The organism is Balneicella halophila (assembly GCF_003096835.1).
GTDB lineage: Bacteria > Bacteroidota > Bacteroidia > Bacteroidales > Balneicellaceae > Balneicella > Balneicella halophila.
Genome location: NZ_QENZ01000003.1, coordinates 641,882 through 658,103, shown reverse-complemented (window position 1 = coordinate 658,103; position 16,222 = coordinate 641,882). Strand labels below are relative to the sequence as shown.

At 36.8% G+C, this 16,222-nt stretch carries 12 protein-coding genes; 4 read left to right on the top strand and 8 right to left on the bottom strand.

Annotated features, from left to right (window positions below):
- Positions 1-33: 33 nt before the first annotated feature.
- The 3 genes from C7377_RS02930 to C7377_RS02920 form a co-directional block, all read right to left on the bottom strand.
- Positions 34-2,193: an elongation factor G gene (locus C7377_RS02930; RefSeq protein ID WP_116495828.1), complete on the bottom strand. Its 2,160-nt coding sequence runs from the start codon at positions 2,191-2,193 to the stop codon at positions 34-36.
- Between the two features lie 174 nt (positions 2,194-2,367).
- Complete coding sequence (locus C7377_RS02925) at positions 2,368-3,561, bottom strand: hypothetical protein (RefSeq protein WP_116495827.1); 1,194 nt, start codon at positions 3,559-3,561, stop codon at positions 2,368-2,370.
- A gap of 20 nt (positions 3,562-3,581) precedes the next feature.
- Entirely contained in the window at positions 3,582-6,446 is a 2,865-nt protein-coding gene (locus tag C7377_RS02920) for a TonB-dependent receptor (RefSeq protein WP_116495826.1), read from the bottom strand.
- A gap of 184 nt (positions 6,447-6,630) precedes the next feature.
- On the opposite strand from C7377_RS02920, the gene C7377_RS02915 reads away from it, so the two are divergent.
- From C7377_RS02915 to C7377_RS02900, 4 genes are all read left to right on the top strand, one after another.
- A complete protein-coding gene (locus C7377_RS02915; RefSeq protein ID WP_116495825.1) occupies positions 6,631-7,317 on the top strand; it encodes a response regulator in 687 nt (228 codons plus the stop codon).
- Positions 7,318-7,420: 103 nt separating this feature from the next.
- On the top strand, positions 7,421-8,521 hold the full coding sequence (locus C7377_RS02910) for a PfkB family carbohydrate kinase (RefSeq protein ID WP_116495824.1): 1,101 nt from the start codon (positions 7,421-7,423) through the stop codon (positions 8,519-8,521).
- Between the two features lie 58 nt (positions 8,522-8,579).
- On the top strand, positions 8,580-9,698 hold the full coding sequence (locus tag C7377_RS02905) for a lipoprotein N-acyltransferase Lnb domain-containing protein (protein WP_165806836.1): 1,119 nt from the start codon (positions 8,580-8,582) through the stop codon (positions 9,696-9,698).
- A gap of 23 nt (positions 9,699-9,721) precedes the next feature.
- Positions 9,722-10,387 carry a cell division ATP-binding protein FtsE gene (locus C7377_RS02900; RefSeq protein WP_116495822.1) on the top strand — a complete coding sequence of 222 codons (666 nt, stop codon included), beginning with the start codon at positions 9,722-9,724 and terminating at the stop codon, positions 10,385-10,387.
- A gap of 84 nt (positions 10,388-10,471) precedes the next feature.
- Here C7377_RS02900 and C7377_RS02895 read toward each other — a convergent pair whose 3' ends face one another.
- From C7377_RS02895 to C7377_RS02875, 5 genes are all read right to left on the bottom strand, one after another.
- Positions 10,472-11,788 (bottom strand): NCS2 family permease, encoded by a 1,317-nt coding sequence (locus C7377_RS02895; RefSeq protein WP_116495821.1) that lies wholly within the window; start codon positions 11,786-11,788, stop codon positions 10,472-10,474.
- A gap of 11 nt (positions 11,789-11,799) precedes the next feature.
- Entirely contained in the window at positions 11,800-12,498 is a 699-nt protein-coding gene (locus tag C7377_RS02890) for a DUF5020 family protein (protein ID WP_116496214.1), read from the bottom strand.
- A 136-nt stretch (positions 12,499-12,634) separates the two neighbouring features.
- Positions 12,635-13,381 carry a 2,3-diphosphoglycerate-dependent phosphoglycerate mutase gene (gpmA, locus tag C7377_RS02885; protein ID WP_116495820.1) on the bottom strand — a complete coding sequence of 249 codons (747 nt, stop codon included), beginning with the start codon at positions 13,379-13,381 and terminating at the stop codon, positions 12,635-12,637.
- A 153-nt stretch (positions 13,382-13,534) separates the two neighbouring features.
- Positions 13,535-14,659 (bottom strand): T9SS type B sorting domain-containing protein, encoded by a 1,125-nt coding sequence (locus C7377_RS02880; protein ID WP_116495819.1) that lies wholly within the window; start codon positions 14,657-14,659, stop codon positions 13,535-13,537.
- Between the two features lie 446 nt (positions 14,660-15,105).
- Entirely contained in the window at positions 15,106-16,188 is a 1,083-nt protein-coding gene (locus C7377_RS02875; RefSeq protein WP_116495818.1) for a hypothetical protein, read from the bottom strand.
- Positions 16,189-16,222 lie beyond the last annotated feature (34 nt).

The window sequence follows — 16,222 nt, the reverse complement described above, 5'->3', positions numbered from 1 at the left end:
TCGGCTTTTTTGTTGGTTGGTAAAATAGTTAAACTACTCCTCATCTTGTTCAGCTTCATATTTTTTCAATAGTTCTTCTTGAACATCTCCCGGTACTTTTTCATATTCGGCAAATTTCAGAGTAAATGAAGCTCTACCTCCCGTAAGAGAACTTAAAGCTGTAGAGTATTTACCAATTTCTGCTAATGGAACTCTTGCATTCAATTTCTGGAAGCCTGATTCGGACTCCATACCCATAATCATTGCTCGGCGTGTTTGTAAGTCGCTCATCACATCGCCCATTCTATCTTCTGGCACTAATACAGACACATCATAGATAGGCTCTAGAATTTTTGGACCTGCCTGCTTAAATGCTGCGCTAAAGGCTTTACGTCCTGCTAACATGAAGGATAACTCATTAGAGTCAACTGGGTGCATCTTTCCATCATAAACACATACGCGAATATCTCGAGCATAAGAGCCGGTTAATGGACCTTCTTCCATTTTTTCCATAATTCCTTTCTGTATTGCAGGTAAAAATCTGGTATCAATAACACCTCCAACTATACAGTTACAGAAAACAAGCTTACCTCCCCACTTCAGTTCATTAACGTCTGTTCCTTTTAGATTTACTTTTATTTCCTTGCCATCAATTTTATAAACACTTGGATCTGGCATTCCTTCTTCGTAAGGTTCTATCAGCAAATGTACTTCTCCAAATTGTCCTGCACCACCAGACTGCTTTTTATGACGATAATCGGCGGCGGCAAGTTTGGTAATCGTTTCTCTATACGGAATTTTTGGCGGATGGAATTCGATATCTAATTTTTCATTATTTTTCAAACGCCATTTCATGGTATTCAGATGGTATTCTCCTTGACCATATACTAGAATTTGTTTCAGCTCTTTAGAATATTCTACGATTAATGTTGGATCTTCTTCATGATATCTGCTCAACAATTCTCCTAATCTCTCATCATTACTTTCATCTACTGGTCTTATGGCTGTACGGAATTTTGGCTCAGGATATTTGATCGGAGGATACTCCACATCGAATCCTTTTTCATTGAGCGCATGCCCATTTTTGGTATTCTTCAGTTTTACAGTTGCCCCAATATCTCCTGCTTGTAGCTCTGATACCTTTTCACGATTACGTCCAGCGACAATATAAAGTTGCGATAAACGCTCTTTACCTTGATTTGCAGAGTTTATTAAATCTTGTCCTTCTTTGACAACTCCAGACATTACTTTAAAATAAGAAACTTCCCCAAGATGTGGCTCAATAGATGTTTTAAATATAAATAATGATGTTTTTCCATTCACATCACATGGCACTTCATCACCTGATGTTGTTTGTGCTGGTATTGATTCAGCTGGTGAAGGAAATACATTATTGGCAAAACGCATAAGACGGCGTACCCCCATAGATTTCTCTGCTGAAGTACAAAATACTGGATACAGCTCTCTATCCAACATCCCTTTTTTAATTCCTTCACGCATCTCGTCTTCAGTTAATGAACCTTTTTCAAAATACAGTTCCATTAAACTTTCATCATTCTCAGCAGCTTTCTCTACCAGCTCGTTGTGAAGTTCTTCAGCCTTTTCCTTGTGCTCATCAGGAACATCTATAGTTTCGAGAAGTTTTCCTTCGTTATCATATCGGTAAAGCTTCATTTCCAATACATCAACAACCTCATTGAAGTTTTCACCTACCTCTATAGGAAATTGTACAATAGCAATCTTGTTTTTTCCGAAACTTACTTTACATTCCTCAATCGTCTGTTCGAAATTTGCCTTCTCGTCATCTAATTTATTAATCGCAAAAACCATCGGTTTGTTTAATCGCTTAGCATGACGGCTCATAATCTCGGCACCTACCTCAGCACCATGTTTAGCATTTATAACCATAAGACCTACTGCACAAACATTTAATGCGGCTACTGCCCCATCAATAAAGTCTGGCATGCCCGGTGTATCGATTACGTTTATCTTGTTACCATCCCATGTGGTATAGAGTACCGTTGAAAAAACAGAGTTTCCATAATCATGTTCTACGGGGAAATAGTCCGAAACAGTGTTTTTATCCTCTACACTTCCGCGACGTGGTATCACGCCACCCTCATGCATCATACATTCTGCTAAGGTCGTTTTCCCCGCACCGGAGGCGCCAATCAAGGCGATATTTCTCAATTCTTCTGGTTTATAAATTTTCATAATACATCTATTTTGAATGTTATCATTTTATTATTTTTCCCAAAAGATAGTAATTTTCAAAATACGGTGTACGCAAACGTTTATATTTTTTTCAATATAGATGTTGCAAAGCACAAAAAAAGAGACCTCCCAAATGGAGGTCTCTCAACTCTAAAGTTTGTATTTAAATTAAGATTATAAATCTAAAGCCCAGCTTCCTCTGTTAATCTGTGCTCCAGAAGCATTATCATCTAATTCTATCTTTGCAACTGCTGCTTGGAAATCAGCATCAGCAATATCTGATTTGTTCACAAAGTGTGTAGAAACATCACTTCCAAACTTCACTCCTTTAATAACCATCTCGTCGTTCTTTAAGAAGGTTACTGACTGATCTTTATCAAAGCGAATTCCTTTTGGATATCCAGTGATTAACACATTTTGCAAATCTATATTAGTTCCTGACTTCAAACGAATTGCTGATTTCTCCTCTGTAACTGAAATAGCATTACCTCTGATAGTTACGTTTTTGATTACTGGCTTAGAATATGGCTCTAATGATGGATTCTCATCATTTCCACTAGCTTCAAAACCAAAGTCTCCATCATCTTCAGCTAACTCAATCAACCAGTTTTCACCACCACCGGTCCAACCTTCTGTCCAGTCAATTGCATCATCTTCGTTACCTGTAGAAATCAAGTTATTTGCAACTACAGTACCTCCGAAGAATTCAAAGCCATCATCAGATCCGTAGTAAGCTTGTAAGTTTTCAAGAGTTGTGCCATTTCCTACAGCATAAAGAGAAAATCCGTTGAACTCATTATCTGAGCTATTTTTCTTACCTGCATATTCAACACGTACAAATTTCATCACACCAGAGTTATCAGCAGGGTCATTACCGCCATACTTATATTCTGTTCCTAATTCTGATGTACTTTCACCACCTTCCACGTTGATTGGTGCGCGTCCTAAGATAACTACACCACCAAAAGAACCGCGTTCACGTACAGTTGAAGTCATTACAATAGGTTCTGAAGCAGTACCTACAGCATTAATCATTGCCCCTTGGTTGATGAACAATGCATCTACACCGTCGTTCGGATTAGCAATGATAGTTGCGCCTTTACCAATGGTCAACGTTGCACCTTCTTCTACAACTACAATACCATCTAGCACCCAAGTTTCTCCAGCTCCAACTGTTTTGTCTTCAGTGATTTTTCCTGTAAGTACTTTCTCAGGATCAGCTGGTGTTGGGTCTGGATCTGGTGTTGGTGTTGGATTCTCACCAGGTTCGTTAATTTTTACGATTACATTCGGCTCGTCGTCAGTACAAGAAACCGTTGCAACTATTGCAAAGAATGCAATAAATAAATAAAAAAAGTTCTTTTTCATGTTGAAAATAAGTTATTGATTTAAAATTTATATCCTAATTTGAACGAAATAGTCATACCATCATTATACTCACCGGTAATAGGATCTTTACCTTCATTGACTCCATCTTGCTCTACATGGAAGTCAGTATCTAAAATGTCCTTTATAGAAAATCCAAAGCTCAATTTATGGTTTATTGTGTTACTCCAAATAAAATCTATAGTGTGCTGTGGTTGCTCTATGAAATCTCCAATACCACCACCACCTACGGCATAAATTCTTTCGCCAAATACGTTGTAAGTAGCTGTAGCTTTTGTTGTCCAAGAATCTGTTACTTTTTTGTCGTAAGTTAAGTCAGCATTTATAAGATAAGGAGATGCCCCTTGTAGTTCTCTTTCTTTGTTTGTCACGAAACCATTAGATTCAGGAATTGTGATTTCTGAGAACATTAATGTCGCGTTCATACCAAAAGTAAGTGGTCTGAAAGTTTCTGATTTGAATAAGTTTCCTAAGTTTTTAATCATCTCCAACTCAACACCATAAACTGTTGCACTCTCAGCATTCTTAAAAGTAAAAGCTCGTCCTCCTGCAGCTGGCTCTGCTGTTCTCTCTATAGGATCTTCTATTCTCTTATAGAAAGCGTTTACTGCAAACATCTCTCCTCTATTTGGAAAAGTTTCGAACTTCAAATCAGCATTGTAATTGGTTGAGTTCACCAAATCAGAGTTACCAAATATAGAACCCACTCCAGGTATTTTATAAACACTATTTGTAGCTTCCCTAATTCCTGGACGTGTTACTGTCTTACTACCAGCCAAACGAACATTAGTCTCATCACTAATTTTATAATTGAAGTTAATTCCCGGCAATACATCTGTTGGGTCATACGTTAATTCTGTAAAAGGATCAAAAACAGAGCTTGTAGGATCAACAAACTTCATAGTCCTGTCCGTTTTCTCTATTCTAACATCAGCAACAGCAGTAAATTTATCGCTAAAGTATTTTTCGAAAGAAAGATAAGCTGCATGAATCGTTTGGTCAGCCTCGAAATCACGTCCACCATCAGGGGCAATCTCATTATAGTAAAATGCTCCCATATCTAATGCACGATTTAAAAATGAATCTGGATCATTCACATCTACTGTATAATCAAGGTCTTTCGTAAATGCTGATTTAGCTCCAAATCCTAATAAAATTTGGAAGAAATCACGTTCTCTTGCGCTAAAATTGTATCCTACATTCAAATAATTTTTATAGGGTTGTTCTCCGTCAGGTGAAGCTCCAAATCCCATTCTGAAAGCCGCTCTTGCTGCGTATTGATTCTCTTCCATCTCACCAAAATAACGTCCGCCATTAGAACCTGGTGCTGATTTATATTTATACACAGAACTATCAGCTTTCGTCTGCTCCATAGAGACGTCTTTAGTATCTGGCTCGTCACTCTCTACAAAAGAATAAGAAACTCCCCAATCGAAGAAGAACTTTTCATTGTCATCTAAATCATGACTACCTAATAATTGCCCGTTGTACAAATCATTCTGTACATACTTAGAACGTCTTAAGAACAAATCAAATCCAGAAAGATCATCATAACCAATCATTTCATTCACTGAATTTGTTGAGTTGTTTAGATAAAGATTGTTAAAAGTAAAACGGTGTTTACTATTTACATCTAAAGTAAGAGCAAGTAACGCATTTAATTTTGTGTTGTAAGCCCATTCTTGGAAATCATAATCTTTAATAACTCCACCTTGTGCGTCTAATAAACGCTGTACTCCTTCTTTCTTATCGTTATCAGATGAAAAGTTAGCTGTACTTACAAACCCTAGACGTACTGCATCACTCAGTTGAAATGTTTTACCTCCAGACATTGAGAATCCAAAGTCAATAGGTGTTTTGCGTACATCAGGGTTGAACTTGGTTTCGAAAATTTCTGAACCTTTGATATTTGAAATAACTGATGTATTGAGATACGGATAAGGATAATCTTCGTAATAATGTCCTAATTGTGAAAGTGCATACAGATATTGTGGCAAATCACGTCTTCTTTTATCGATTCCTAAATATCCTGTTAGGTTTGTATTATCTAATTTTTGGTCATCTCCAGAAAGGTAGTATGAATTCATACCACCAGAAACACCAATGTTAAAAAAAGCTGTTCTAGGTGTATTTTTTGTTTCGATATCTACCGTAGCACCGGCAAAGTCACCATAAAGGCGTCCCATATAAGATTTGTTGATACTTAAAGTATTGATAACTGAAGTTGGAAACATTGACAACGGCAATGACTTCTTATCAGGATCTAGCGAAGGCAATGGCAGTCCATTGAGCAACACGTTATTATATCTATCACCCAAACCACGCACTACAATACCACGAGTAGCTTGCTTGGTAATTCCTGCAACTTTTGTCAATCCTTCTTCCACGTTAGAAATCCCTTTACGAGACAACTCATCAGAGGAAACATTCTCCAACATTATCACAGAGTTTTGTTGTACTAAAATTGCAGAAACCTCACTGTCTCTTGTCATTTTAGCTGTAATAACCACCTCTCCTAACAGGGCTGAATCTTCAATCAACTTTTGCTGAATATTTAATGCTTTACCTCGAGTTACAATAAGGTCAGGAATAGTAACATCCTCATACCCAATTAATGTCATCTTCAAAGTGTATTTCCCTGGATCAATTTCAATAAAGAAGCTTCCATCCAAGTCAGTACTTCCACCGATTACAGTCCCGGGGACAAAGACGTTTACGCCTATTAACGGTTCACCAGTTTTTGCATCAGTAATTGTACCTTTAATGACACTTTTATCTTCAGGAATAACCTCTTCTACAACAGCTGCATTAACTAGCAACGAAGAAAAGGTAAGGAAGAGCAATGTTAAAAATAAGTTTCTTTTCATAATTATATTTAATTTTACAGTTGCAAAGTAATAGTCTCTAACAAAGAAATATGTTACCAAAACTTTAAGCTCCCCCCGCCTAATGTTACCATATTGTTACCTAATTAAGCTTATGTTAAGTGCATACCTGCTATAAATTTTCTAATTAACTTTGATGCGTTTGGATGACTAACATTGAAGAATAATGAAGACAAAAAAGGCGACAATCCTCTTGGTAGATGATGAACCTGATATCCTAGAATTTATAGGCTACAACTTAGAAAAAGAAGGATATCGAACTTTGACTGCCAGTAATGGTAAAGAGGCTATCAAAATTACAAAAAAGGAACAGCCAGACCTTATCCTCCTAGATTTAATGATGCCTGAGCTTGATGGGATTGAAACTTGCGAACTTATCCGTGCAGATGAACAGCTAAAAGATAGCTTTATCGTCTTTTTAACTGCTCGAAGTGAGGATTATTCTCAAATAGCCGGATACAATGCCGGAGCAGATGATTATATTACCAAACCAGTGAAGCCTAAAGTCTTAACCAGTAAAATCAAAGCCCTTATTCGTAGAATAGAGCATTCTGAAGAAACTCCCAATATTATAGAAGTGCAAGATTTAAAAATCAATCAAGATTCGCACCTTGTTGAAAAAGCCGGACGACTTATCAATCTTCCTAAAAAAGAATTTTCACTGCTATGCCTTTTAGCATCAGTTCCTAACAAAGTCTTCGAACGTGACGAAATTCTTGATAAGGTTTGGGGGAAAGATGTTATCGTTGGCGAGAGAACTATTGATGTACACATCAGGAAGTTGCGCAAAAAACTGGGCAACGAAATGGTACAAACCATAAAAGGTGTCGGTTATAAATTAGTAACAGAATAATTAAGTAGTCGTATTTTTATCTCTATTTCGTAGAGAAATTGTATCTTAGTCCTTAGAATTATCTAGTTTTGATAAATTACCTTACTAACGAAATACACTATATATGACTACAAATTATCAAGATAAATTGTTACTCCAAACTGTAGCTGACAAATTAGAGAATAGTAATTCATCGAAGAATATACTCGTAGGCTATGACGGATTTATAGATGAGATTATCTATGTAGTCCGTAAGCGTCAAGATGATAAAACGTTTGAGAGAATTGAAACCATTACTGAGTTTTCTGAACGAATTGGGAAAGCCGCTGGTTTAAGTGCCAATATCGAGTTTGTAACACAACAAATAAAGTTGGGTGGCAATGGACCTATCATGGCAAACTCACTCATCAATCAAGGGCATAAAGTGAGTTATGCAGGATCAATTGGAGCTGAAGGTATACATCCTGTGTTTCAAGAATTTGCCAACCGCTGTGAAGAGGTTGTTTCTTTTGAAGCACCAGGGCACACTGATGCGCTAGAATTTATGGATGGTAAGCTCATGTTAGGGAAAAGTCATCACATGACTGGAATCAATTGGAGCAAACTGATTGAGAAATATCCTAGAGAGAAGCTCACTGAGCTCCTTCAAAAAATGGATTTACTGAGTTTTAATAATTGGACAATGCTAAGTGGGATGAATTCTATTATGGAAGGCATTTTATCTATCATCAAAGAAATACCAAAAAAACCGATTGCTTTCATTGACTTGGCTGATCCTCAAAAACGATTAGATGAAGATATTATTAAAGCATTAGAACTAATTTCTGAATTTGCTGAAACGACCCAGATGGTGCTAAGCATGAATAAAAATGAATCTATGATTGTTGCATCACTCCTTGGTGTTTCAACAGACGACGTGATACAAAGGGCTATTAAAATCAGAGAAAAGTTAAATATTTCCCATGCCGTGATACATCCCCTACATGGCGCAGCTGTAGCAACAGAAGATTGGGCTGGATATGTTATTGGTCCCTATACTCAAAAACCAAAACTGACGACTGGTGCCGGCGATAATTTCAATGCGGGCTTTTGCAATGCTCTTTTACGAGGTTTTACTCCGGAAGAATGTTTAGCTGTCGGAGTAAATACATCAGGGTATTACGTGAGGAACGCTCATTCTCCAAATAAAGAACAACTAATCGATTTTTTAAGAAATAGAGAATAAGAATATGCGAGCTTTTCTTTTATCTTTACTCTGCTTATTCTTATGTGTCAAAGGAGCAATGAGTCAAAAACTAAGCCCGGAAGCTGAAATCAGCATTCTTACTTGTGACCCAGGAGAAGAGCTTTATTCGCTTTTTGGACACTCTGCTATTCGTGTTCAAGATCCTATTTCCAATATGGATTTGGTCTTTAATTATGGCACATTCGATTTCAGCACTCCAAATTTTTACATGAAATTCGCACAAGGAAGGTTAGACTACTTACTTTCTGTTTCAGACTATGAGAGATTTATTACCTCATACAAGAGAGAAAAACGAAGTGTTTATTCACAAAAATTATTACTCAATCCTCAACAAAAGCAACAATTATTTGAGGCACTCCTCATCAATTATAAGCCTGAAAATCGTGCTTATAAGTACGACTTCTTTATGGATAATTGTGCTACGCGTATTGATGAAATAATTAGAAATAATATTGCAGGTGATTGGGAATTTACTCAAGTCCCATCAAAGTTGGGAGAAACGTATAGAACCGGAATAGCTCCTTACTTAGCGAATAGCGACTGGCTTAACTTAGGGCTGAATATAGTTTTGGGAGCTCCTACAGACCATCTTCAAAAAGGTTTATTTCTACCTGATATTCTAAAGGATAATTATACAGACGCTACACTTAATGGAAAACCTATCGTAGCAAATACGAGAACACTTTACGACGCTCAATTTGTATATTCAAAAACCGCTTTCCTGTTAAGTCCGGTTTTCATCTTTTATTTGGCAGCTTTTCTAATACTTCTCGGCTCTATATTTATTCCTGAGAAAATGCATTTTGCTGATTTTATTCTATTTTTCGCATTAGGAATTGCTGGTAGTATTATTGCTTTTCTTTGGTTTGCCGCTGACCATACAGCTACAAATGACAATTGGAATATCTTCTGGGCACTGCCAACACACTTCATTATGGCTTTTGTCATTCTATTTCAACATCAAAAATCAAAATTTACACATTACTATTTCTTAGTAACTTTGATTATTGTTTGTACCTTGTTGATATTTATGGTATTTCCACAACTTTTCTCTATTTTTAACTATGCACCTCTTGCATTTCCTTTTGAAATGATCATTCCCATACTTCTTTGCATCATCTTTAGAAGCTTGGGTATAGTTCGTAAAAAATCATAGCTTTGTAAAACAACTTCGATACTATGACACAGCCAATTATTGAATTTAAAAATGCAACACTGAAAAATGGGGAGAATGAAGTCCTCAAAAACATCAATCTTGCTATTTATCCGGGGGAATTTGTTTATCTTATCGGAAAGATAGGAACCGGAAAATCTACTCTTATCCGTAGCTTGAATGCTGAATTACCATTACATAAGGGACAAATAGTCATAGATGGGACATTACTTTGGAATATTCGTAGAAAAAACGTAGCTCCGTTACGTAAAAAGCTGGGTGTTGTCTTTCAAGACTACAAGCTATTAAGCGACAGAAGTGTTTATAAAAACCTGCTTTTCGTGCTGGAAGCAACAGAATTTCCCAAAAAGGAACGAAAAGAACGTATTGAGGAAGTACTTTTAAAGACTGGAGTCCTAGAACACAAAGACAAAATGCCACATGAGCTCTCCGGTGGTGAACAACAGCGTGTGGTTATTGCAAGAGCTTTGCTTAACAATCCTGATATTATCTTGGCTGACGAACCTACGGGAAACTTAGACCCCGAAACTTCCTATGCACTGGCAGCCCTGCTGCATGACATTTCAAAGAGTGGAAAGACGGTCATCATGGCAACCCACCAATATGATTTATTAGAGCGTTTCCCTGCACGCACCCTTCGCTGTGAAAATCATCAGATAATAGAGCAATAAAAAGCATAAGAAGAGAAACTTATATAAAAAAAGAGTAGCTCCTACGAAGAAACTACTCCCTATTTTAAAGTAACTATTCAGTACCTACGAAAACAAGCCACTAATAGCAGGTCCCCAAAGTTTCGCAATAAATAGAATTGCTAAAATGTACATCAGTATTGAAAGTCCTTTTGCTTTGCCAGTAAAGATTTTCAACAATACAAAAGAAAGCATACCAAAAATAATACCGTCAGCAATGCTGTATGTTAAAGGCATCAATATAATGGTAAGAAAAGCAGGAATGGCTTCTGTAAAGTCTTCCAAATCGATATTCTTAACAGGCGACATCATAAATAATCCTACGATGATAAGTACCGGAGATAAAGCAGCAGCAGGAATCATCAAGAAGACAGGAGCCAAAATCAATGCCAAAGCAAAAAGCACGGCTGTACTCAACGCCGTTAATCCTGTGCGTCCGCCCTCCGCAACACCGGAAGCACTTTCTACATAGGTAGTCACAGTACTGGTACCAAAGATAGAACCGAAGAACGTCCCGATAGCATCAGCAAATAAAGCTTGCTTCACACGTGGAATTTTTCCATTCTCATCAAGCATATCAGCCTTAGTAGAAACACCTATCAATGTTCCAACGGTATCAAACATATCAACGAAAAGGAACGTAAACAATACGATAAGCATATCTACGGTAAGTATTTGTCCCCATTCAAATTGAAAAAAGATAGGTGAAAGAGATGGTGGTGTTTGTATTAAACTTCCTTCTGGGAAATGTGTGATCCCCATGGGAATTCCAATAACTGTTGCCACTAAAATTCCTATTAACAAGGCTCCTTTTACCTTAAAAGCCAATAAAACTCCAATAATAAAGATTCCTAAAATTGCTAAAATGACATTCACATTAGACATATCACCCAGGCTTACTAAGGTTGCCGGGTTATCTACAATAATTCCCGAATTTTGCAATCCAATAAATGCGATAAAAAGCCCAATACCTACTGATATAGAGTTTCGAATATTCGCAGGAATAGCATTAACAATCATCTCGCGGACGTTAAATGCAGTAAGAACAATGAAAATTACACCTTCCAAGAAAACAGCAGTTAAAGCAAATTGCCAAGAGTAGCCCATCGTAAGAACTACGGTGTAAGCAAAGAAAGCATTAAGTCCCATACCCGGTGCCAAAGCAAATGGCAACTTAGCCACCAAAGCCATTACCAAAGTCGCGATAACGGCAGAAAGTGCGGTGGCAGTAAATACCGCCCCTCTATCCATTCCTGCATCTCCTAAAATTCCAGGGTTTACGGCTAGAATATACGCCATCGTCATAAAGGTCGTGACGCCGGCAAGAATCTCCGTTTTTACAGTAGTTCTATTTTCAGATAAATTAAAGAATTTTTCTAACATAGTTTATTCGTTTAAATATCCCAACGTACTGCTACTGTAGGCATAATTTCAAATTTATTTGAGCCAAGAACAAAATTGTTGCTAAACTCTACTTCTGTTCCTACTTTAAAATGCTCAGTCACAGAGTACCAAAGTTGTGGTTCACTGACAAAAATGAATTTCTTTCCATCTTTCTCTCCCCATTTATCTTCTGTCCAAAGATCTGCAAACCCAGTAAAAAGAAATCCTTTTCCAAAAGGTTTGAACCAAGTTACAGTTGCCTGAAAATCAGGTCCTTCTTCAACATCTTGTATATATTTATAGCCTAGCATTGTTCCTAATGTAAATCCTTTGGTAATTTTCCAATCGTAATACCCACCTACGATAACCATATTTTTAAAGGAATCGCCAAACCCATCGGCTCCAAAATGCCCTCCATTGTACTCAAGATGAGCCTGTACGGGAAATGTTTGGTTGAATTTAAAATTACGTGCTAATTCCATATAGCTGACACTAATACCATCATCTTCAGCATTAAAATCAAAGTCAACAAAAAAGAAGGTTGAACCCCATTTGTCTGGTTTGAAGAACTCAACAGTTGCAGTTAAGTAATCACGATCAGCCGCTCTATCATCATTCGCTTTTCCAAAGTCATAATGCAACTGCACGTTCTGTGCCATAGCCAATACAGCAAAACAGCTGAATGCTACAATTAAAAGTAGTTTTTTCATAGTTTTATAAAGTTTTGGTTTAATAAAATAGAATGCAAAAATACACATTCAGTCGATTTTATCAATGTAGATTATTAAGAAAATAAAAAAGCAGTGCCTGAAAGACACTGCTTTAAGTATGCAAAATAGCCAATAACTATTTTGATTTTCCTTGATTAGCCACACCACTAATTGCAGCCTGAATGGCATCTTGGTCTCCTAGATAATAATGCTTTATTGGTTTCAAATCTTCATCTAACTCATACACCAATGGCACACCAGTTGGAATGTTTAATTTTAGAATAGCTTCTTCGCTCATATCATCTAGAAACTGCACTAAAGAACGTAAACTATTTCCGTGAGCAACGATTACCACATTTTTACCATCCTTAATTGTAGGAGCAATTTCCTCGTGCCAGTATGGTAACATTCTGTCATAAGTATCTTTCAAACTTTCGCCTGCAGTTTTATTTTCTTCTTTTAAATCCTTGTATCTATTATCAAACTTTGGATGACGCTCATCAGATTCCTCAATCATAGGTGGTCTTACATCATATGAGCGACGCCATTGTAGCACTTGGTCTTCACCATACTTCTCAGCAGTTTCTGCCTTATTCAAGCCTTGTAATGCACCGTAACTCTTCTCATTCAGACGCCATGTTTTATGAACAGGAATCCAGTTTAAATCCATCTCTTCCAAAACAAAATTTAATGTTCTGATGGCTCTTTTTAATACAGATGTGTAGGCAACATCAAAAGTATATCCTTCTTCCTTTAATACTTTTCCTCCATTTTTAGCTTCTTCGATTCCTTTCTCTGTTAAATCAACATCTGTCCAACCAGTGAATAGGTTTTTCAAATTCCATTCACTCTGTCCGTGTCTAATCAATACCAATTTGTACATTTTCTTTATTTTTTAAATAAGTAATCATCTAACTAATTACTTGCTAAAATACAACCTATTTTTGGAAAAGCAAAATGCCAAATTACTAAACGCTTAGGCAAAAAAAAGACTGCCCAGTTGAGCAGTCTTTTCACACATTTTTTATTATGATTTTTAATTGTCTTCTGCCGGTGTCACGATATTAATGAAGCCGTTTAGTTCCTTCTCCCCCTCCACGATAATGATATAGAAATAAGTTCCATCAGGTAATCGCTTAGAGTTTCTAAAATCAAGGTCATTTTCAGAATATCCGTCAAATCGTTCATTATCTAACATATAACCATCTTTCTCATAAACCTTAGCACCCCATCGATTATATAATCTCACTAAAGCAGTTTTTCCACACTCTTGGCAGTATTCTAACAAGTCATTCAACTCCCAAGTATCATTATAGCCATCAGCATTCGGAGTTACTAGTTGTTCAATGGTGATATTCTTATACAACTCTTTACACTTAACAGGATCAAACTGCAGCACAGTAACTATTACCGGAATGGCTGCGCTTTGACAACCTATTTCATTCTCGCAAACAACATAATATGTCGTTGTTTCATCTGGTGAAACTTCAGTATCCGTTAATTCCTGAGTTAATGCTTCATCTGCATACCAATGTAGCATTCCATTCTGACATCCTTCAGCTGTCAATGCTGAAGTACCGCCTTTTTCAATCTTTGGAGGTATCGCTTTCACACTGCTTGGCATATCGACTTTGATATGCTCAACCTTAACTGCTCGTTCGCTACTTATCTGGTTATTTACAGTCTGTGTAACGGTATAAATTCCCGAATTGGTCACTGTAATACTTTCGGTAGTTTCACCAGTACTCCATAATAGGTCGCCGACATAGTCCTCAGCCCTCAATGTAGCTGTACCTGCCTCGCAATTATAACTAAGTATTACTCTTGGAGGTGGCGGAATATTCGCTTCTGAAACAATAACCTTTCCTATTTTAATGTTATTCGTACAAGAACTACGTACGGTTACTTTATAGAAATAGATACCTGGCTGTAAGAACTCGACTAAAACACTGCTACCAGTGTTTCCACTGACAAATTGGGCTTTGTTTGATGGGACATTGCTATCTGTAAGGGCAAAATTAATTCCATCTACTTTATCGTATAATTCCCAACTATAAGTGTGATTAGGTATTGACTCCACTGACAATTCTACCCTTTCACCACTAGACACACGTATCTGTGCCTGAGCTAAATGCCAAGCAAACAGCAATGGTAACACCATCACCCAACGTATTCTATGTATGCAGAATTTTATCAACCTTATCTATTTTCTATTCACCCTATTATACTTGTTATCTATATTCAAATTCATTTTTAATCATAGACATACCTATCCTATATCAAGCAATTTGTTGTCGCTTGACAGACTGTATTGTATACTGTTAGTTACGTAACAATATAAACCTCTGGTCAAATTAAAATCTAAACAAAAGCCTATTGCAAAGCGTAACACACTATACAGTATGTATCGTTTTCTTTTAACCATTTATAGGATTCTTTGATAGTCACTTGCACTTATTATTAAGTTAACATCTTTACTATTACATACTCTTTCAAGCATTTATTATGTGGTCATAAACGCTCTATTCTCATTACAGCACCTTAACTTTCACTTTAGCAACAACTGCTAAAGTGAAAGGGTGTGTATGAGAAAGTAATAAATTCTAATTACTGGACTCTTTGGATAAAACCTCCAGAGGTAGCTTTTACAGTTGGACGAGCCTTGATAGTGTAATCATCTTTATCAGCGAACACACCTTCATCACCAGAACAATCGTCTGTTTGGTCTTTCAATGCATCATTATTAGTTCCTCCATAAGTACCATCCGTTGCAACATTCAATGTTTGATTAGCAAGAGTTTCAAATCTTTCATTATCAATAACAATCTTATAAATATACGTTTCTGAAGGTGTAGCTCCTGAAGCGTCTGTAGGTATTGTTGCTACAGTTGTAGAAGATAGAGTCTGTGCAGAAGCATCTTGAGATAAACCATTGAAATCTACCCATGTATCAGTTCCTTGAACTGCCCATTGTGCAGAAACATATTTTTGGTCTCCAGTACTTGATAATGCAGGTAAGCTAATTTGAGGTTTCCAGTCTCCAGCAAAACCACTTGCAGTAACTTTATAATACAAGGTATTTTCTCCATAAGTATAAGTAACTTTATCTTCCGTAGCATCAAAAGACGCACCATCAACATCTGCAGCACAGACTGTAGCACTAACTCCTGCACCAAATGCAGTACCTGCTTCGTCTTCTACAGGATCAATATCAAGTTTAAATTGGTTTAATGGTTCGATTTTCATTACTTTCATATTCATAGCATCACAGGTACCATTATTTTCTTCGTATTTTAATACCAAGAAATATTTTGAGTTTGAGTTCAACAAAGCTTCGGCTTTCCATGTTAAACCGATTTTCTTAGTAGTTGTCCCTGCCTTATGATAAGATGAAAACTCTGTGTCCGTAGCTTTAACATCAAAATAATCATTGGTTGAGTTAACTATGTTGGTTTCAGTAAATAAATCACCTGCATTTTGTGTAACATACCAATTGTAAGTTCCGGTACCATCGTAACCATCTCCACTAATTTCTACTTCATATTCGTGTGGCACCCCAATTGCGGGGAAGTTTTCATTCTCCTCACAGTTGGCAGGTTTTGTTGGTGTAGGCTCGGTATCGGCCTTTTGTCCAAAAAGAAACGCTACTGTAAGCATCGCTAATACTGTTAAAAAAATTGACTTTCTCATAATAAAAAATTTTAATGTGCTATACTTAGTTATT